General features: G+C 70.5%; 16 protein-coding genes. 1 reads left to right on the plus strand and 15 read right to left on the minus strand.

Annotated features, from left to right (window positions below):
• Positions 1-55 precede the first annotated feature (55 nt).
• The 6 genes from HS048_RS24330 to HS048_RS24355 all read right to left on the minus strand — a co-directional run bounded on the left by HS048_RS24330 (position 56) and on the right by HS048_RS24355 (position 8295).
• Complete coding sequence (locus tag HS048_RS24330; RefSeq protein ID WP_196468775.1) at positions 56-2551, minus strand: glycoside hydrolase family 2 protein; 2496 nt, start codon at positions 2549-2551, stop codon at positions 56-58.
• Positions 2552-2767: 216 nt separating this feature from the next.
• Positions 2768-3649, minus strand: a complete 882-nt coding sequence (locus HS048_RS24335) for an ABC transporter ATP-binding protein (protein WP_068899227.1) — start codon at positions 3647-3649, stop codon at positions 2768-2770.
• Entirely contained in the window at positions 3649-4590 is a 942-nt protein-coding gene (locus HS048_RS24340; protein WP_196468776.1) for an ABC transporter ATP-binding protein, read from the minus strand. The genes HS048_RS24335 and HS048_RS24340 overlap by 1 nt, the downstream gene beginning before the upstream one ends.
• Positions 4587-5483 carry an ABC transporter permease gene (locus HS048_RS24345; RefSeq protein ID WP_191895048.1) on the minus strand — a complete coding sequence of 299 codons (897 nt, stop codon included), beginning with the start codon at positions 5481-5483 and terminating at the stop codon, positions 4587-4589. The genes HS048_RS24340 and HS048_RS24345 overlap by 4 nt, the downstream gene beginning before the upstream one ends.
• Positions 5480-6475: an ABC transporter permease gene (locus HS048_RS24350; RefSeq protein ID WP_068899222.1), complete on the minus strand. Its 996-nt coding sequence runs from the start codon at positions 6473-6475 to the stop codon at positions 5480-5482. The genes HS048_RS24345 and HS048_RS24350 overlap by 4 nt, the downstream gene beginning before the upstream one ends.
• 68 nt (positions 6476-6543) lie before the next feature.
• A complete protein-coding gene (locus HS048_RS24355; RefSeq protein WP_196468777.1) occupies positions 6544-8295 on the minus strand; it encodes an ABC transporter substrate-binding protein in 1752 nt (583 codons plus the stop codon).
• A gap of 461 nt (positions 8296-8756) precedes the next feature.
• On the opposite strand from HS048_RS24355, the gene HS048_RS24360 reads away from it, so the two are divergent.
• The gene (locus HS048_RS24360; RefSeq protein ID WP_068899218.1) at positions 8757-9776 is read left to right on the plus strand and encodes a LacI family DNA-binding transcriptional regulator; all 1020 of its coding nucleotides are present in this window, start codon (positions 8757-8759) and stop codon (positions 9774-9776) included.
• A gap of 221 nt (positions 9777-9997) precedes the next feature.
• Here HS048_RS24360 and HS048_RS24365 read toward each other — a convergent pair whose 3' ends face one another.
• From HS048_RS24365 to HS048_RS24405, 9 genes are all read right to left on the minus strand, one after another.
• Positions 9998-11800 (minus strand): DEAD/DEAH box helicase, encoded by a 1803-nt coding sequence (locus HS048_RS24365; RefSeq protein WP_196468778.1) that lies wholly within the window; start codon positions 11798-11800, stop codon positions 9998-10000.
• A gap of 373 nt (positions 11801-12173) precedes the next feature.
• Positions 12174-12542, minus strand: a complete 369-nt coding sequence (locus tag HS048_RS24370) for a metal-sulfur cluster assembly factor (protein WP_068899216.1) — start codon at positions 12540-12542, stop codon at positions 12174-12176.
• Positions 12543-12606: 64 nt separating this feature from the next.
• Complete coding sequence (sufU, locus tag HS048_RS24375; RefSeq protein WP_068899213.1) at positions 12607-13041, minus strand: Fe-S cluster assembly sulfur transfer protein SufU; 435 nt, start codon at positions 13039-13041, stop codon at positions 12607-12609.
• Between the two features lie 73 nt (positions 13042-13114).
• Positions 13115-14419: a cysteine desulfurase gene (locus HS048_RS24380; protein ID WP_374058803.1), complete on the minus strand. Its 1305-nt coding sequence runs from the start codon at positions 14417-14419 to the stop codon at positions 13115-13117.
• A 40-nt stretch (positions 14420-14459) separates the two neighbouring features.
• Positions 14460-15206, minus strand: a complete 747-nt coding sequence (gene sufC, locus HS048_RS24385; RefSeq protein WP_068899211.1) for a Fe-S cluster assembly ATPase SufC — start codon at positions 15204-15206, stop codon at positions 14460-14462.
• A complete protein-coding gene (locus HS048_RS24390) occupies positions 15207-15524 on the minus strand; it encodes a non-heme iron oxygenase ferredoxin subunit (RefSeq protein WP_196468779.1) in 318 nt (105 codons plus the stop codon). It lies immediately after the preceding gene.
• A complete protein-coding gene (gene sufD / locus HS048_RS24395; RefSeq protein ID WP_196468780.1) occupies positions 15521-16642 on the minus strand; it encodes a Fe-S cluster assembly protein SufD in 1122 nt (373 codons plus the stop codon). Before sufD ends, HS048_RS24390 begins: the two co-directional genes overlap by 4 nt.
• A complete protein-coding gene (sufB, locus tag HS048_RS24400) occupies positions 16642-18054 on the minus strand; it encodes a Fe-S cluster assembly protein SufB (RefSeq protein WP_068899195.1) in 1413 nt (470 codons plus the stop codon). The genes sufD and sufB overlap by 1 nt, the downstream gene beginning before the upstream one ends.
• Positions 18051-18770 carry a metalloregulator ArsR/SmtB family transcription factor gene (locus HS048_RS24405; protein ID WP_068899193.1) on the minus strand — a complete coding sequence of 240 codons (720 nt, stop codon included), beginning with the start codon at positions 18768-18770 and terminating at the stop codon, positions 18051-18053. The genes sufB and HS048_RS24405 overlap by 4 nt, the downstream gene beginning before the upstream one ends.
• Positions 18771-18859 lie beyond the last annotated feature (89 nt).

Genomic DNA, 18859 nt, shown 5'->3' on the forward strand with positions numbered 1-18859 from the left:
CGTCCACCCACCGGAACCGCCCGCACGGGCCCCGGCCTCCGCGGGGCCGCGAGCCTCATCCGCGTCCCGGCCGGGCCTCGTTCACGCAGCGCAGCACCGGGAGGGCGAGCAGCGCCGCCGGATCGAGCTCCCGTCCGGTCGCGACGTGGAAGACCGCGCTCTCCCCCGGCAGCAGCGTCACCAGCATGTCGTCGACCGAGGCGTCCGGGTCCAGCCGGTCCGGGAACAGCGCCAGCTCGCGCAGGAGCGTGCGCGCGGTCACCGTCACCCGGTAACCGCCCTCGACGGGCTCGGCGCAGGCGTCGTAGGCCGCCTCGGGCAGGGCCACCGCCGTGTCCTCGGCGAAGAAGGAGACCGCACGGCTCCCGCCCAGGCCGGCCACCAGCACCTCCGAGGCGGGATCACCGGGCACCGCGACCGCCTCCGGCAGCGGCATCCGGACCACCGAGCGCGGCCCCGCCTCGACCCGGGCGACCTCCTCGGCCAGCGGCTCGCCGTCCAGGCCGCACCGGACCAGCGACAGCTCGCCGCGCCACGGCTCGGGGGCGTCGTTGACCACCGCGACCTCCCCGTCCTGCACGGTCAGCAGCCGGTCGGCGTAGACGCGGCGCAGCGCGTACCAGAGCGGTTTGCGCCGGCCGTCGCCGTCGACGGCGGCCCAGGAGGTGACCGGCCAGCAGTCGTTGAGCTGCCAGACGACCGTGCCCATGCAGTGCGGCGCGAGCGACCGGAACCGCTCGATGCCGAAGGCCATCGCACGGGCCTGGTTGAGCTGGGTCAGGTAGTGCCAGTCGTCGAAGGTCTCCGGCCGCGGCAGGTGGTCGCCCAGACCGGCCAGGAGCTTGGCGTTGCCGTCGATCGCCTTCTGGTGGTGCAGCACCAGGGGGGCGTCGGCGGCCAGCTCGCCGCTGATCGCGCGGCGCATGGTGGCGTACGCCGGCGGGCCCTGGAAGCCGAACTCGGCCACGAACCGGGGGGTGTAGGCGCCGTAGCGGGTGTAGTCCTCGCGGTTCCACACGTCCCAGATGTGGACGGTGCCGCGCGCGGGGTCGTTGGGCGGCAGGTCCGGCGCGCCGGAGTAGGGGCTGCCCGGCCAGTAGGGGCGGGTCGGGTCGAGCTCGGCCAGGACCGAGGGCAGCAGGTCGTAGTAGAAGCCCGCACCCCAGCTCCGCCCGGCCAGCTTCTCCTGCCAGCCCCAGTCGGCGTGGCCCTCCAGGTTCTCGTTGTTGCCGCACCACAGCACCAGGCTCGCGTGGCCGGCCAGCCGGGTGACGTTCTGGCGCGCCTCGGCCTCCACCTCCGACCGGAACGGCTCCTCCTCCGGGTAGGCCGCGCACGCGAACGGGAAGTCCTGCCAGACCAGCAGGCCCATCTCGTCGGCCAGGCCGTAGAAGTCGTCGCTCTCGTACAGCCCGCCGCCCCACACCCGCAGCAGGTTGACGCCGGCTTCGGCCGCCTGGGCGAACCGGGCGGCCAGCCGGTCGGGGGTGACCCGGTTGGGGAAGCAGTCGTCGGGGATCCAGTTGACGCCGCGCACGAACACCGGCACGCCGTTGACGACCAGGGTGAAGGCTCCGCCGTCGCGCTCCAGCTCGACCGTGCGGAAGCCGATCCTCCCGCTCCAGCGCCGCCCGCGGGACCCGTCGTCCCCGCCGTGCCGCCCGTCGTCTCCGCCCGCGCCGTGCCGCGCACCGCCGCCCGCGCCGTCTCCCGCACCGTGCCCGGGCCCTCCGCCGTCCAGGGTGACGGTCAGCTCGTGCAGCGGCTGCGCGCCGTACCCGCGCGGCCACCAGCGCTCCGGTTCCGGCACGGTCAGCTCCAGTACGGCCTCGCGCTCGCCCGGCGCCAGCTCCGCCCGTGCGGAGACGCCCGCGACGGCGGCGCGCACCGACAGCGGCGCCTCGGTGGTGCGCTCGACGCGGACGTGCACCCGCACCCTGCCGTCGGCGCCGTCCATCGTCACCAGCGGGCGCACCTCGGCCAGCCGGGCGCCGCTCCAGGACTCCAGCCCGATCGGCCGCCAGATCCCCGCGGTGACCACGGTCGGCCCCCAGTCCCAGCCGAAGTTGCAGGCCGTCTTCCGGATGAACTGGTACGGCTCGTCGTACGGGCTCGGCCGCTCGCCGAGGGCCGCCCGCTGGGCCTCGGCGTAGGCGTAGGCCGAGTCGAAGCGCACGGTCAGGGTGTTGGCGCCCGGCCGCAACAGGTGCCGCACGGCGAAGCGGTAGGAGCGGTGCTGGTTGGCGGTGGTCGCGACCTGGACGCCGTTGAGGATCACCGTGGCGACCGTGTCGAGGCCCTCGCAGACCAGGTCGGTCCGCTCGTGGTCGTCGCCGGCCCAGTCGAAGGTGGTCTGGTAGACCCAGTCGGTCCGGCCGATCCAGGCCAGCCGGGTCTCGTTGTCGTCCAGGTAGGGATCGTCGATGATCCCGGCGGCGAGCAGGTCGGTGTGCACGCAGCCGGGGACGGTCGCGGTCACGCCCGCCACCCCGGTGTCCTGCGGGACGGCCGTGAGGGTCCAGCCGTCGTGCAGCGGACGGTACGAACTCAAGTAGATCTCTCCTTAGCGGCCGCGCGGGGTGTCGGGGGACGCCCCGCGCGGTGTCTCGTGGAACGCCGGGCGAGGCGTCCCGTGAACCGTCGTCCGGACCGTCTCAGGGACCGTCACGTCACCCGGATCGTCACAGGGACCGTCACGTCACCCGGATCGTCCGTCGCCCGGACCGTCTCGGGGACCGTCACGTCGCCTGGACCGGCACGGGGACCGTCATCGGGGGCAGCCGTCGAACCGGGCGCACGCCACGAAGTGGCCCGCGTCCGCCTCGAACAGCGCGCCGGACGCCCCGCCGGCGTGGTAGTGGCAGGTGTCCGTCGGCTCGGCGTCCTCCCAGGGGGCGTTCAGCCGGGGCACGGCGGCCAGCAGCTTGCGGGTGTAGGGGTGCAGCGGGTCGCCGAAGACCTTGTCTGTCAGCCCCATCTCGACCACCGTGCCGTTGCGCAGCACGACGGTGCGCTCGGCCAGGTAGTTGCCGAGCGACAGGTCGTGGGTCACGTACAGCACGCCGAGGCCGCGCTCCTTGAGTTCGGCCAGCAGGTTGAGCACGTCGATGCGGGTCGAGGCGTCGAGCATGCTGGTGATCTCGTCGGCGACCAGCAGCTTGATGTCCAGCAGCAGCGCCCGCGCGATGAGCAGGCGCTGGAGCTGGCCGCCGCTGAGCTGGTGGGGGTAGCGGCCGAGGACCTGGCCGGGGTCGAGCCGGACGTCCTCGATGGCGGAGCGCACGCGCCCGTCCCACTCGGCGGCGGAGACCTGCGGGTAATAGGACTCCTTGATCAGCTGGAAGACGCGGTCGGCCTTGAACACCGGGTTGTAGCAGCTGAAGGGGTCCTGGAAGACGCCCTGCACGTGCCGGTAGTACTCCTTGGCGGCCTTGACCGGCACGCCGTCGACGGTGATCGAGCCGGCGGTGATCGAGGTGAGGCCGAGGATCATCTTGCCGATCGTGCTCTTGCCGCTGCCGCTCTCCCCGATGAGGGAGACGACCTCGCCGGAGCGCACGTCGAAGCTCACGCCGTCCACGGCCGCGAAGGTCTTCCCGCCGAACGCGCCGACCTTGTAGACCTTCGTGACGTTGTCGAGTTGCAGCATCATGCCTTCCAGCACGCGACGAAGTGGTCGGGCTCGACCTCGACCACGGGCGGTTCCTGCCCGCACTCGTCGCCGGCCACCGGGCAGCGGGCCCGGAAGCGGCAGCCGGCCGGCGGGTCGAGCAGCGAGGGCGGACTGCCGGCGATGCCGGACAGCCTCTTGTCGGCGTGGCGCACGCCGACCTCGGGCAGCGAATTGATCAGGAGCTTGGTGTACGGGTGGCGCGGCGCCGTGACCATGACCTTGGCGGGCGCCTTCTCGGCGAGTTTCCCCGCGTACATGACCATGATCGTGTCCGCGATGTGCGACGTGAGCGCGAGGTCGTGGGTGACGAAGATCATGCTCTTGACGAACCCGGCGTCGCGGAAGCCGATCAGGGCCTTGGCGACCGCCTTCTGCGTGGACACGTCGAGCGCGGAGGTGACCTCGTCGGCGATGAGCAGCGACGGGTTGAGCAGCGTGGAGATGACCATGACCATCCGCTGCTTCATGCCGCCGGACAGCTCGATGGGGTAGTTGTCCAGCACCTTGCGCGGCAGCTCGACCAGGTCGAGACGGGACTCCAGCTCGGCCCGGTCCAGGGCCACGCCCCGGGACCCGAGCAGCTCGCCCACCATCTTCCCGATCTTGCGGGTCGGGTTCATCGCGCTCATCGAGTACTGCGGGATGAGGGAGACCTCGTGGAAGCGGAACTCGTTCATCCGCCGGTCGTCGCCGATGGGCAGCTCGCGGCCGTCGAGCTCCACCGTGCCGCCCATGTGCCGCATCCGGCCGTCCATCCGGATGAGGCTCTTGCCCAGCGTCGTCTTGCCGCAGCCCGACTCCCCCGCCAGGCCGAGGATCTCCCCGTCCCGCATCGCGAAGGAGACGTCGTCGAGCGCCTTCACGTCGCCCTTGAGGGTCCGGTAGTACACCCTCAGCTCGCTGACCCGCAGACTCATGTCTCCCTCAGTTTCGGGTTGAAGACCTCGTCGAGCCCGACGTTGGCCACGTACAGGGCCCCGACGATCGCGGTGATCCCGGCGCCCGGGGGCAGGAACCACCACCACATGCCCAGCTGCATCGCGCTCCACTGGTTGGCGTTCTGCAGCATCAGCCCGAGCGAGATGCCCTCGGTGGGGCCGAGCCCGATGAAGTCGAGCGAGGACGCGATCAGGATCGAGCCGCCGAAGAGCAGGATGAACATCATGAACAGGTAGGAGCTCATGTTCGGCGCGATCTCGCGCATGATGATCTTCCGCGTGCTCGAGCCGCTGAGCCTGGCCAGCGCCACGAAGTCCCGGGTGCGCAGCGAGAACGTCTGCGCCCGGATCGCCCGCGCCGCCCACGGCCACGAGGTGAGGCCGATGAACAGGGCCTGGGCGGGGACGCTGCGCACGCCCAGGTAGGCGTTGATGATCAGCAGCACGGCCAGCGTCGGGATGACCAGGACGATGTTGGTGAACATGTTGAGGATCTCGTCGACCAGACCGCCCCGGTAGCCGGCGGTGAAGCCGACCGCCATCGCGATGACCGCCGCGATGCCGCCGCCGAGCGCGCCCACGATGAAGGTGGTCTGCAGGCCGTACACGAACTGCGAGAACACGTCCTGGCCGAACGTCGTCGTGCCGAACCAGTGCTCGCCCGAGGGCGGCGACATGGGCTTGGTGCCGTACGCGTTGGGGTCGACGGCGTCCAGCACCAGCGGGCCGGCGAAGCCGAGCAGGAAGAGCAGGAACGCGATGCCGAAGCCGACCAGCAGCTTGCCGTTGCGCACCGCGAAGTACAGCGCCTCGCGGCGCACCCCGGCGCCGGCGGCGACGTCCTGGGCGGGGGTCTCCTGGATCGCCGTCATGCCTGCGCACCCGCCATTCCGGCCCGCGTCCGCGGATCGACCACGACGTAGACGATGTCGATGATGAAGTTGGCGATCAGCACGCCGAGGACGATGAACATGAAGGTGCCCTGGAGCAGGAAGAAGTCCTGGTTCTGGATGGCCTTGAGGATGAGGCTGCCCAGCCCCGGATAGGAGAAGACGATCTCGGTGACCAGGGCTCCGGCCACCAGCACGCCCAGTTGCAGGGCCAGGCCGGTGATCTGGGGCAGCACCGCGTTGCGGAAGGCGTAGCGGCGGATCAGCCGCTGCGGGGCCCCCAGCGCGGACAGGTAGTTGGAGTAGTCCGACTCCAGCTCATAGATGATCATGTTGCGCATGCCGATCGCCCACCCGCCCAGCGCGACGAGGAAGAGCGAGAGGAACGGCAGCACCCAGTGGTGCAGCAGGTCGGCGACGAACTCCACCGACAGGCTGGGCTGCAGCGAGAAGCTGTAGCCGCCGGCGACCGGGAAGATCCCCGCCACGACCCCCAGGCCCCAGGCCAGCAGCACCGCCAGCCACATGTACGGCATGGCCGTCAGGACGTAGCCGACCGGCAGCACCGTGTTGTCCAGCAGCCTGCGCCGCGCGGCGAAGGCGCCGGCCCAGTTGCCCACCACCCAGCTCAGCAGCACCGAGGGGATCATCAGCCCCAGCGTGTACGGCACCGCGCCCATGATGACCTCGCTCACCGGGGTGGGGAACACCCAGATGCTGATGCCGAAGTCGCCCTGGAACAGGGCCGCCCAGAAGTTCGCGTACTGCTTCCACAGCGGCTGGTCGAAGCCGAAGAGGTTGGTGTAGTAGGTGCGCATGGTCTCCACGGCGCCGGGGTTGCTCACACCCGCCCGGGCCACCATGCTCGAGACCGGGTCGCCGGGCATGAAGCGCGGGACCATCCAGTTGATCGTGACGGCGACGAAGAACGTCAGGCCGTAGACCAGCAGTTTCCGACCGAAGTATTGACGCAAGGGGAACCCTCCCAGAGGGCCCCCTCCCCCCGCCGCCCGGCGGGGGGAGGGGGCCGGTGCTCATCCGGTCAGGAGGCCGGCTTGATCTGCGTGAGCGTCTCGAAGCCGCCCAGCTCCAGCCAGTTGCGCCACATCGTCGGCGGTGTCTTGGGCGTGTCCCCGACCGAGGAGGGCCAGTTGGTCCAGGAGGCGTTGCTCACCTGGGACCACAGGCCGTTGTACCAGAGCGGGATGATCGGCATCTCGTCCAGGTGGATCGCCTGGATCTTGGACATGACCTGCTTCATGCCCTCGGCGTCGTCGGTCTTGACCTGGTCGAGCTCCTGGACGAGCTTCCAGATCTCCTTGTTCTCGTACCGGCCGAAGTTGACGGTGTTCTGCGTCTTCCGCACCGGGAGCTGGAACATGTAGTCGTAGTACGTCCAGGGGGTGTTCGACAGCTGCCGCTCGTTGTTGATCAGCATGTCGAAGTCGCCCTTGCTGCGCTTGTCCACCAGGGCGTTGAAGTCCGGGAAGTCGGGGGTGATGTTGATCCCCGACTCCTTGGCGCTGGCGGCGATGACCCGGATCGACTCCATCCAGTCGGTCCAGCCCGACGGGACGATGATGTCCAGCTCGATCTTCGAGCCGTCCTTGTTCTCCACGAACCCGTCGCCGTCGGAGTCCTTGTAGCCGGCGTCGGCCAGCAGCTTCTTGGCCTTGGCGGTGTCGAAGGAGAAGCCCTTGTCTGCGACGACCTGCTGGTCGATGTACTGCTCCCACTGGGGCAGCAGGCCGGTGGGGCTGGCCGCCTTGACCAGGTTGCCGTAGACGCCCTCGACGATCTTCTTGGTGTCGATCGAGCTGGCGAGCGCCTTGCGGAACGCCGGGTCGTCCATCGGCTTCTTGGTGGTGTTCAGCACCAGGAAGGCGGTGTTGGCCGAGAGCATGTACGGCGGCTCGGGGTAGTAGGTGGTGATGCCGAAGTTGCCCTTGACCAGGTTGGCCGCGCCGGGCAGGAAGTTGTTGCTGAGGTCCATGCCCTTCTGCAGCAGCAGGCCCATCGCCACCTCGTTGCTGGAGTTGACGATGTCGACGATGTACTTCGGCTTGGGCTCCATGTTCAGCCCGGTCTTGCCCCACCAGTCGTCGCGGCGCTGCCAGACGACGCGGTCCTGGTCGTGGCTCTTGTAGGTGTAGGCGCCGGTGCCGACCGGGTTCTCGTTCTTGCCGTCCAGCACCTCCTGCTCGGAGCGGCCCTGCCAGACGTGCTGCGGGACGATCGCCCGGCTGTACATCTGGAAGTCCCACTCCTGGTAGTTGGCCTTGGAGAAGGTGAACTTCACCGTCTGGTCGTCGACCGCCTCGGCCTTCTCCAGCCACTCCCAGATGTTGTGGTAGGGGACCGTCTCCATCTTGCCGAGCTCGAAGGTGAAGACGACGTCCTTGGCCGTGAACGGCTTGCCGTCCGACCAGGTGACGCCCTGGCGGAGCTTCAGCTCGTAGGTCTTGTCGTCGGCCCAGGTGCCGCTCTGGGCCAGCCACGGGACCATCTTCCCGGCGCTGCCGTCGAAGTGGAACAGCGACTCATAGACGAGGCCCTCGGTGCCGGTCGCGTAGTCCCACTCGCGCAGGGGGTTGAAGTTCGCCGGCGGGCCCCACTGCGTGCCGCTGGTGTACAGCGTCTCGTTGCGGGGCAGCGCGCCGCCGTCGCCCGGGGCGGCCGCGGGGGCGCTCCCCGCCTGGGAGCCCTGCGGGGCCGGCGTGGACCCACCGCTCGAACACGCGGCGGCCAGGCCGACCGCCAGGAGCGGAACAACGATCCGCATCCGGTTTCGCATTGCGTTTCTCCTTCCCCCGCCGGTGCGGCGGAGGTCCGAACGTCGTCACAGACCCCGATAGAGAGGTCCGGAGGGATGTGTCCCTCCGGACCTGGGAGCGCTCCCATTCGTTGCGGGGCAGACGCACCCCGCTCTCGAGCCGGCCGCCACCGCCGGCGTGCCGCGGCGCGCCGTGCCGACCGGCCGTCCGCGCCCCGCTCCGCCAGACTTAACTGAACCGGATAAGTACGGCGAACGTAAATTCCGGGTAACCCCGACGTCAATAGTCGTGACGCGTTCGATACGTACGGCTCTGCGGCGTCCGCACGATATGACCTCCTCCTCCGAAGGGCGGCCGAACCCGCAGGTACCGGCAGGGCGACCCGGGGAACCCGCCGCTGTCACGGACCGGCGTCCGGGGGTGCGCCCAGGCGGTAAGGTCAGCTCGACACAGTGGCTAACCGGTTCAATCAGGGGGCTCGGTGAAGCGACCGACGATCGCCGACATCGCCCGTCAGGCGGGCGTCTCCAAGGTGGCGGTCTCCTACGCGCTCAACGGCCGCCCGGGGGTCTCCGACGCCAAGCGCGCCCTCATCAAGGCCATCGCCGAGGAGATCGGCTGGCGGCCCAACAGCGCGGCGCGGGCGCTCAACGGCGCGCGCGCCAACAGCGTCGGCCTGACCGTCTGCCGCCCGGCCCGCATCCTGGGCGTGGAGCCGTTCTACATGGAGCTGATCAGCGGGATCGAGGGCGAGCTCTCCGCCCGGTCGTACGCGCTGATGCTCCAGGTGGTGGCCGACCCCGGGCAGGAGATGGAGGTCTACCGCCGCTGGTGGGGCGAGCGCCGGGTGGACGGGGCGATCCTGGTCGACCTGCGCTTCTCCGACCCGCGCATCACCGAGCTGGAGGACCTCGGCCTGCCCGCCGTGGTGGTCGGCCACCCATCGGAGGCCGGCTCGCTGGTGCCCGTCTGGTCCGACGACACCGCCGCCGTCCGCGAGGCCGTCGAGTACCTCGTGGCGCTCGGGCACCGCAGGATCGCCCGGGTCGCCGGGCTGCCCGAGCTGGTCCACACCGTCCTGCGCGACCAGGCGTTCATCGCCGCCTGCGAGGATCTCGGCTTGACCGCGTACACCATCACGCACACCGACTACACCGGGGAGGAGGGCGCGCGGGCCACCCGGCGCCTGGTCAGCTCCCCCTCCCGGCCGACCGCGATCGTCTACGACAACGACATCATGGCCGTGGCCGGCCTGTCGGTGGCCCAGGAGATGCGGCTCGACGTGCCGGGGGACCTGTCCGTCGTGGCATGGGACGACTCGCCGCTCTCCCAGGTCGTACGGCCCGCCCTGACCGCGCTGACCCGCGACATCCCCTCCTACGGCGCCCAGGCCGCGCGGACCCTGCTGGCGCTGATCGCCGGCGAGGAGGCCGAGGCCTTCGAGGACGAGGCGGCCCGGCTCGTCCCCCGGGGCAGCACCGCCCCGCCCCCGGCCGGCTGAGCCCCGCCCCGGCCGTCTCCCCGGTCCCGGTCGGCGAGCCCCCCTGAACGATTCCCCCGCCCCCGGGCCGAGGACCGGGAGGGGCACCCGGCGCGAACCCCGGCACCGGGCGGGCCGGCCCGCCGCACGGTCACCGCGCGGCGGGCGGACGCGGGCCTCCGGACATGCGGAAGGGCCGGTACGGCGATGCCGTACCGGCCCTTCACGGGGTCATGCGGTGATCAGCGGCCGTAGCGCGATCCGCCGGAGTGGTCGCCGCGCCCGCCGCGGAAGCCTCCGCCGCGCGGGCCGCCGCCGGAACGCTCCGAGCGGCGCTCGCCGCCGCGGAACTCGCCCTGGCCCGCGGGACGGTCCGAACGGAACGGCTCACCGCGGTAACCGCCGCCGGAGGGACGGTCCCCCCGGAACGGCTCGCTGCGGTAGCCGCCCTCGGCCGGGCGGTCGGAGCGGAACGGCTCACGCCGCTCGCCGCCCCGGTAGCCGCCCGAGGGGCGGTCGCCGCGGAAGGAGTCACGCTCGCCCGCCGGACGCTCGGAACGGTAGCCGCCGCCGGAGGGGCGGTCGCCACCCCGGTAGCCGCCGGAAGGACGGTCGGAGCGGTAGCCGCCGGAAGGACGGTCGCCGCCGCGCTCGCCGCCGCGGTTGTCGTCGCCGAAGGAGCGCTCGCGGGCCGGACGGCCCTCGCCCTCGGACCGGTCGCGGAACCGGCGCGGGCCGCGGCCGCCGCCACCGCCGAAGCCCTCACGGCGCTGGCGCTGCTTGGCGGCGGGGGCCGAGGGCTCCCAGACCGGGATCGGCTCGCCGCTGGGCTGCCGGGCCCCGGCGATCTCCTCCAGGCGCGGGTGGCCGGGGGTGGCCTTGAGGCGGAACGGCTTGATGCCCGCGCGACGGGTCATCGCGTCGGTGGAGCGGCGCTCGTTGGGGAGCACCAGCGTCATGACGGTGCCCTTCTCCCCGGCGCGGGCCGTACGGCCGCCGCGGTGCAGGTAGCTCTTGTGGTCCTGCGGCGGGTCGACGTGCAGCACGAGGCTGATGTTGTCGACGTGGATGCCGCGGGCCGCGACGTCGGTGCAGACCAGGACGTTGATCGCACCTTCCTTGAACTCCGCCAGGATGCGGGTGCGCTGGTTCTGGCGCTTGCCGCCGTGCAGGCCGCCGGCCTTGATGCCGACCTGGGCGAGCTGCTTGCACAGGCGGTCCACGCCGTGCTGGGTGCGGACGAAGATGATCGTCCGGCCCTCGCGGTTGGCGATCTCGGCGGTCACCGGGAACTTGTCGTCGCGGTGCACCTCCAGGACGTGGTGCTCCATGGTGTCCACCGAGGAGGCCGCGGGGGCCATCGAGTGGGTGACCGGGTCGGTCAGGAAGCGCCGGACGAGCTTGTCCACGTCGCCGTCGAGGGTGGCGGAGAACAGCAGGCGCTGGCTGTCGGCCGGGGTCTGCTGCAGGATCGCGCTGACCACCGGGAAGAAGCCGAGGTCGCACATGTGGTCGGCCTCGTCCAGGATGCTCACCTGGACCTCGTCCAGGGTGCACTCGCCCTGCTGGATCAGGTCGGTCAGCCGGCCGGGCGTCGCCACGACGACCTCGACGCCGCGGCGCAGCGCCTCGATCTGGCGGCCCATGGACATGCCGCCGACGACGGTCTTCATCCGCAGGGACAGGCCGCGGCCGAGGGGCTCGAGCGCGTCGGTGACCTGCATGGCCAGCTCGCGGGTCGGCACCAGGACGACGGCGAGCGGGTGGCCCGGGCGGGCCTTGCGCCCGGCGATGCGGGCCATCATGGGCAGGCCGAAGGCCAGCGTCTTGCCGGATCCGGTCTGACCGCGGCCGAGCACGTCGATCCCGGACAGGATGTCGGGGATGGTGGCGCGCTGGATCGGGAAGGGGCTGTGGATGCCCTGCCGGGACAGGCCGGTCACCAGGGGCTTCGGCAGACCGAGGAGGGTGAACTCGGAGACGCCGTCGGGGATCTCGGGGACCTCGAGGACATCGATGTTCTCGGGCAGGGCAGCGTCAAGCATGGTCACGAAGATTCGTGCCTTTCGGTAGAAGAACGGGGCACGTCACTTCTGCGAAAGGACGAGCCTGGAGCGCGCGGCCGTGAGGCCGCGCTCGATCGACGCCCGCTTCGGAGGGGCGGTGGTGCGGTGCAAGTCGAGGCGCACCGCACGGGGCGGGTGTAGCTTACCCGCACGCAGTCAAACCACGATCAAGCATTCCCGGCGTTCGCAGTGCCGGGGCGGTCGGGGCGCCCGCCATTGGGGGCGAGCGCTTGTCCGTCGGTGGAGACAACGCTCCGCACCGGGCGTTTCTTCCCGGCGCATGGCATTCTCTCACACATTTCGGTACGGCCCGCAACCCGGAAGCCGCGAGCCGTACCGGAGACGAGGTCGCTCAGACGTTGAAACCGAGCATCCGGAGCTGGTCACGGCCCTCGTCGGTGATCTTGTCGGGTCCCCACGGCGGGAGCCAGACCCAGTTGATCTTCACGTCGGAGACCATGCCGTCCAGCGCCGAGTGCGCCTGCTCCTCGATGACGTCGGTCAGCGGGCAGGCCGCGCTGGTCAGCGTCATGTCGATGGTCGCGACCGGCGGCGCCCCGGCCTCCGCGGGGTCGAGGTTGACCCCGTAGATCAGGCCGAGGTCCACCACGTTGATCCCGAGCTCGGGGTCCACGACGTCCTTGAGGGCCTCCATGACCTCGTCAAGGGTCGTCTCCCCGTCGTACGACGCCCCGGTGGGCGTCTCCACGGGCCTGCTCATCGGGCCTCCTTCTCCGGTGTCCGAAAGAGACGGACTCCCCTGTTCGTGACTGGCTCGCTCATGGTCACGCGCTCCTCGCGACCGCGTCCTTGTAGGCCATCCAGGCCAGCAGCGCGCACTTCACCCGGGCCGGGAACTTGGCGACCCCGGCGAACGCCACCGCGTCGCCCAGCACGTCCTCGTCGGCCTCCACCTTGCCCCTGCCCTGCATCAGCCGGGTGAACTCGTCCACCACCGCCAGCGTCTCCTCCACGGTCGACCCGGTGGCCAGCTCGTGCAGGACCGAGGCGGCGGCCTGGCTGATCGAGCAGCCCTGGCCGTCGTAGGAGACGTCCTCGACCTTGCCCCCGTCGCCCAGCTTGACCCGCATGGTGATCTCGTCGCCGCAGGTCGGGTTCACGTGGTGGACCTCGGCGTCGAAGGGGTCGCGCAGACCGCGCCCCTGCGGGTGCTTGTAGTGCTCCAGGATCAGCTCCTGGTACATGGACTCGGCGATCATGGAGTCGCGCTCACCTTCTCGTTCGCTGCGCACGACAGGCCGCCGGCCCACCGGTTCGGCTGCACCGGCATGACTAGGCGAACACCTTCTGCACGTGGTGGAGGCCGCGGACCAGGGCGTCGATCTCGGCCGTTGTGTTGTACAGGTAGAAGGACGCCCGCGTGGTGGCGGGGATCCCGAACCTCAGGTGGAGGGGGCGGGCGCAGTGGTGCCCCACCCGCACGGCCACGCCGAACTCGTCGTCCAGGATCTGGCCGACGTCGTGCGGGTGGACGCCCTGCAGGGTGAAGGAGACCGTGCCTCCCCGGTCCTCCAGGTCCTCCGGCCCGATCACCTTCAGGCCGGGCAGCTCGCGCAGCGCCTGGAGGGCGTAGGCCGTCAGCTCGCGCTCGTGGCGGGCCACCGCGTCCAGACCGACCGCGGACAGGTAGTCCACCGCGGCGCCGAGGCCGACGGCCTCGACGATCGGCGGGGTGCCCGCCTCGAACTTGTGCGGCGCGGGCGCGTAGGTCGAGCGGTCCATCCAGACCGCCTCGATCATCTCGCCGCCGCCCAGGAACGGGGGCATGGCCTCCAGCAGTTCCGCGCGGGCCCACAGCACGCCGATCCCGGAGGGACCGACGGCCTTGTGCCCGGTGAACGCCAGGAAGTCGACGCCCAGCGCGGCCACGTCGACCGGCTTGTGCGGGACCGACTGGGAAGCGTCCAGCATGAGCAGGGCGCCGACCTGCCGGACCCGGGCGAGGATCCGGTCGACGGGGTTGACCGTGCCGAGCACGTTCGACTGGTGCGCAACCGAAACGATCTTCGTGCGCTCCGTGACCAGCTCCTCGATGCCCGACAGGTCCAGGCGGCCCTCGTCGGTGACGGGGAACCACTTCAGGGTCGCGCCGGTGCGCGCCGCCAGCATCTGCCAGGGCACGATGTTGGAGTGGTGCTCCATCTCCGAGATGACGATCTCGTCACCGGGCCCCAGGGTGAACCTGGGGTCGGAGTTGGTGGGGTTGCCGAAAGCGTGGGCCACCAGGTTGAGCGCCTCGGAGGCGTTCTTGGTGAAGATGATCTCGTCGCGGTCCGGCGCGCCGACGAAGGCGGCGACCTTGTCCCGGGCGTCCTCGTAGGCCTCGGTGGACTCGGCTCCCAGCGCGTGCATGGCACGGCCGACGTTGCCGTAGTGCATCGACAGGTGCTCGCGCATGGCCTCGATCACCTGGACGGGCTTCTGCGAGGAGTTGCCCGAGTCGAGGTAGACCAGCGGCCTGCCGCCGGGCAGCTCGCGGGAGAGGATCGGGAAGTCCTTCCTGATCCTGTCCACGTCGAACGCAGGAGTGCTCACCGGCCGCTCACCGCCCCCTGTCCTGGTCGTCGCCGTCGTCACGTCGGTCACCGCCGCGTCCCCGCCCGTCCTGTCGATCCGCTCACGCAGAGGCCTTGGTGTACGCCTCGTAGCCCTCCGCCTCGAGCTTGTCGGCGAGCTCGGGACCGCCCTCCTCGACGACCCGGCCGGCGGCGAAGACGTGGACGAAGTCCGGCTTCACGTAGCGCAGGATGCGGGTGTAGTGGGTGATCAGCAGCACGCCGGTCTCGCCGGAGGCGCGGAAGCGGTTGATGCCCTCGGAGACGACGCGCAGGGCGTCGACGTCCAGGCCGGAGTCGGTCTCGTCGAGGACGGCGATCTTCGGCTTGAGCAGCTCGAGCTGGAGGATCTCGTGGCGCTTCTTCTCACCGCCGGAGAAGCCCTCGTTCAGGTTGCGCTGGGCGAAGGCGGCGTCGATGGACAGGGCGTCCATGCCGGCCTTCAGGTCCTTGGCGAACTGGCGGAGCTTGGGGGCCTCGCCGTTCACGGCGGTGACCGCCGAGCGCAGGAAGTTGGAGACGGAGACGCCGGGGACCTCGACGGGGTACTGCATGGCGAGGAACAGGCCGGCGCGGGCGCGCTCGTCCACCGAGAGCTCGAGCAGGTCGACGCCGTCCAGCAGGACCTGGCCGCCGGTGATGGTGTACTTCGGGTGCCCGGCGATCGCGTAGGCGAGCGTGGACTTGCCGGAGCCGTTGGGGCCCATGATGGCGTGGGTCTCGCCGGCCTTCACGGTCAGGTTGACGCCGCGCAGGATCTGCTTGTCCTCGACGGCGACCTGGAGGTCACGGATCTCAAGAGTGGACACTTATGACTCCTTCGAGAGCGAGACGAGGACGTCGTCGCCGTCGATCTTGACTCGGTAAACGGGAACGGGCTTGTTGGCGGGCGGGCCGGTGGGCTTGCCCGAGCGCAGGTCGAAGCACGAGCCGTGCAGCCAGCACTCCAGGCTGCCGTCGTAGACCTCTCCCTCGCTGAGCTTGACCTCGGCGTGGGAGCACACGTCGTGCAGCGCGTGGACCTCGCCGCCCTGGCGGACCAGGGCGACGGGGGTGTCGCCGACCTCGACGCCGAGCACTCCCCCGTCGGGGATGTCGGCGAGCTTGCAGACGGTCTCGAACGTCACCGCTCGAGCTCCGCCTCGACCCTGGCGAACACGCGCTCGCGGAGCTCGGGGAGCTCGATCTTCTCCAGCAGCTGCGCGAAGAAGCCCCGGATGACCAGGCGCCGGGCCTCGTCGAACGGGATGCCGCGGGCCTGCAGGTAGAAGATGTGCTCGTCGTCCAGGCGGCCGGAGGCGCTGGCGTGGCCCGCCCCGGCGACCTCGCCGGTGAGGATCTCCAGATTCGGCACCGAGTCGGCGCGGGCGCCGTCGGTGAGCAGCAGGTTGCGGTTGAGCTCGTAGGTGTCGGTGCCCTCGGCCTCGACCCGGATGATCACGTCGCCGATCCAGACCGCGTGGGCGCCCTCGCCCTGCAGCGCGCCCTTGTAGACCACGTTGCTCTTGCAGTTGGGCTGCGAGTGGTCCACCAGCAGGCGGTGCTCCAGGTGCTGGCCGGCGTCCGCGAAGTACAGGCCGGTCAGGTCGGCGTCGCCGCCGGGGGCGGTGTAGGCGACCGACGGCGAGAGCCGCACCAGGTCGCCGCCGAGCGTGACCACGAAGCTGCGGAAGGTCGCGTCCCTGCCCAGCCGGGCGTGGTGGTGGGAGACGTGCACCGCGTCGTCGGCCCAGTCCTGCAGGCTGACGACCTTCAGCGTGGCGCCGTCGCCGACGACGAACTCGACGTTGTCGGCGTAGACCGCGCTGCCGGTGTGCTCCAGCACGACGACGGCCTCGGCCATCGGCTCCAGCACGACGACGGTGTGGCCGAAGGCCGCCCCCTCGCCCGAGCCGGTGAAGGTGATCACGGTCGGCTCGGAGGCCACCGCCTCGCGCGGGAAGGTGACCACGGTCGCCTTCTCGAAGGAGGCGTAGGCCTGCGCGCTGACCCGGTCGGCCGGCACGTAGGCCGTACCGATGCGGGCGTCGCCGCGGCCGGCGGTCTCCACCGCGGCCTCGGGGGCCGCGTCCACGGTCACCAGCACGTTGCCGGAGGCGGCGGCGGTGCCGTCGTGCAGGCCCTTCAGCCGCGAGAGCGGGGTGAAGCGCCACTCCTCCTCGCGGCCGGTCGGAACCTCGAAGTCGGCCGGGTCGTAGGACGACTTCGCGTGCAGGCTCGACAGGGGTTTGGTTTCCAGGCCCATCAGCCGACGGCCCCTTCCATCTGCAGCTCGATCAGGCGGTTCAGTTCCAGCGCGTACTCCATCGGCAGCTCGCGCGCGATCGGCTCGACGAAGCCGCGCACGATCATCGCCATCGCCTCGTCCTCGTCCAGGCCGCGGCTCATCAGGTAGAACAGCTGGTCCTCGGAGACCTTGGAGACGGTCGCCTCGTGCCCCATCGACACGTCGTCCTCGCGGACGTCGACGTAGGGGTAGGTGTCGGAGCGGCTGATCTGGTCGACCAGGAGCGCGTCGCACTTGACCGTGCTGGCGCTGCCGTGCGCGCCCTCCTCGATCTGGACCAGGCCCCGGTAGGAGGTGCGGCCGCCGCCGCGGGCGACGGACTTGGAGATGACGGTGGAGGAGGTGTGCGGAGCCAGGTGCACCATCTTGGCGCCGGCGTCCTGGTGCTGGCCCTCGCCGGCGAAGGCGACGCTCAGCGTCTCGCCCTTGGCGTGCTCGCCCATCAGGTAGACGGCCGGGTACTTCATGGTGACCTTGGAGCCGATGTTGCCGTCGATCCACTCCATGGTCGCGCCCTCGTAGGCCACGGCGCGCTTGGTGACCAGGTTGTAGACGTTGTTCGACCAGTTCTGGATGGTCGTGTAGCGGCAGCGGGCGCCCTTCTTCACGACGATCTCCACGACCGCGCTGTGCAGCGAGTCGGAGGAGTAGATCGGCGCGGTGCAGCCCTCGACGTAGTGGACGTAGGAGTTCTCGTCCACGATGATCAGGGTCCGCTCGAACTGGCCCATGTTCTCGGTGTTGATCCGGAAGTAGGCCTGGAGCGGGATCTCGACGTTGACGTTCGGCGGCACGTAGATGAAGGAGCCGCCGGACCAGGTCGCGGTGTTCAGCGCGGCGAACTTGTTGTCGCCGACCGGGATGACCGAGCCGAAGTACTCCTTGAAGAGCTCCTCGTGCTCGCGCAGGCCCGTGTCGGTGTCGACGAAGATGACGCCCTTCTCCTCGAGGTCCTCACGGATCTTGTGGTAGACGACCTCGGATTCGTACTGGGCGGCGACGCCGGCGATGAGGCGCTGCTTCTCCGCCTCCGGGATGCCGAGCTTGTCGTAGGTGTTCTTGATGTCCTCGGGCAGCTCGTCCCAGGAGGCCGCCTGCTTCTCGGTGGAGCGCACGAAGTACTTGATGTTGTCGAAGTCGATGCCCGAGAGGTCGGAGCCCCAGGTCGGCATGGGCTTCTTGCCGAAGAGGCGCAGCCCCTTCAGACGGAGGTCCAGCATCCACTCCGGCTCGTTCTTGAGCGCGGAGATGTTGCGGACGACCTCCTCCGACAGGCCTCGCTTCGCGGCGGCGCCGGCCACATCAGAGTCGGCCCAGCCGAACTTGTAATTCCCGAGGCCTTCCAGCTCCGGGCGGTCGGTGACAGTCACCTTCCGGTCTCCTTGCTCGATTCGTCGATCGTTCTATGACGGGGCGGACTCACGTGGGTGGTGCACACTCCGTCGCCGTGGGCGATGGTCGCGAGCCGCTGCACGGGAGTGCCGAGGATCTGCGCGAACGCCTCCGTCTCGGCCTCGCACAGCTGCGGGAACTCCGCGGCCACGTGCGCCACCGGGCAGTGGTGCTGGCACAGCTGCTCGCCGCCGACCTCGGCCTTGCTCGCCGAGGCGGCGTAGCCGTCGGCCGAGAGCGCCTCGGCCAGGACGCGGACCCGCTGGTCGGCGGGGACCTCGTCCATCCCGGGGCGCAGGCGGCCGACCAGGCCGGACACCTGCGACCGCGCGAAGTCGGCCACGGCCTCCTCGCCCAGGCGGTCGGCGAGGAAGCGCAGCGCGCTCCCCGCCAGGCCGTCGTAGGCGTGCTCGAAGGCGCTGCGCCCGGCGTCGGTGATGGCGAACAGTTTCGCCGGCCGTCCCCTGCCACGCTGTCCGCGGGGCCGCGCCGTACGGGGTTCGATCATCCCGTCGGCGAGCAGCGCGTCCAGGTGGCGGCGGACGGCGGCGGGGGTGAGCCCGAGCCGTTCGCCGAGGGCGGCGGCGGTGATGGGTCCGTGTTCCAGGATGAGCCGGGCGACGCGCGCCCGCGTGCCGCTCTCGGCGGGCACGCCGGAATGCCGCGCTTCGGCGGCCTCCCGAGTGTCCGGCATCCGGTTCACGTATTTCACAACATCAGTGTGGCGTAATTACTTCCCCCCTGCCAAACCGGAGGGACATTCCTTGCCAATGGCATGCATCA

Origin of the sequence: Planomonospora sp. ID91781, from assembly GCF_015711595.1 — a bacterium.
Classification (GTDB): Bacteria; Actinomycetota; Actinomycetes; order Streptosporangiales; family Streptosporangiaceae; genus Planomonospora; species Planomonospora parontospora.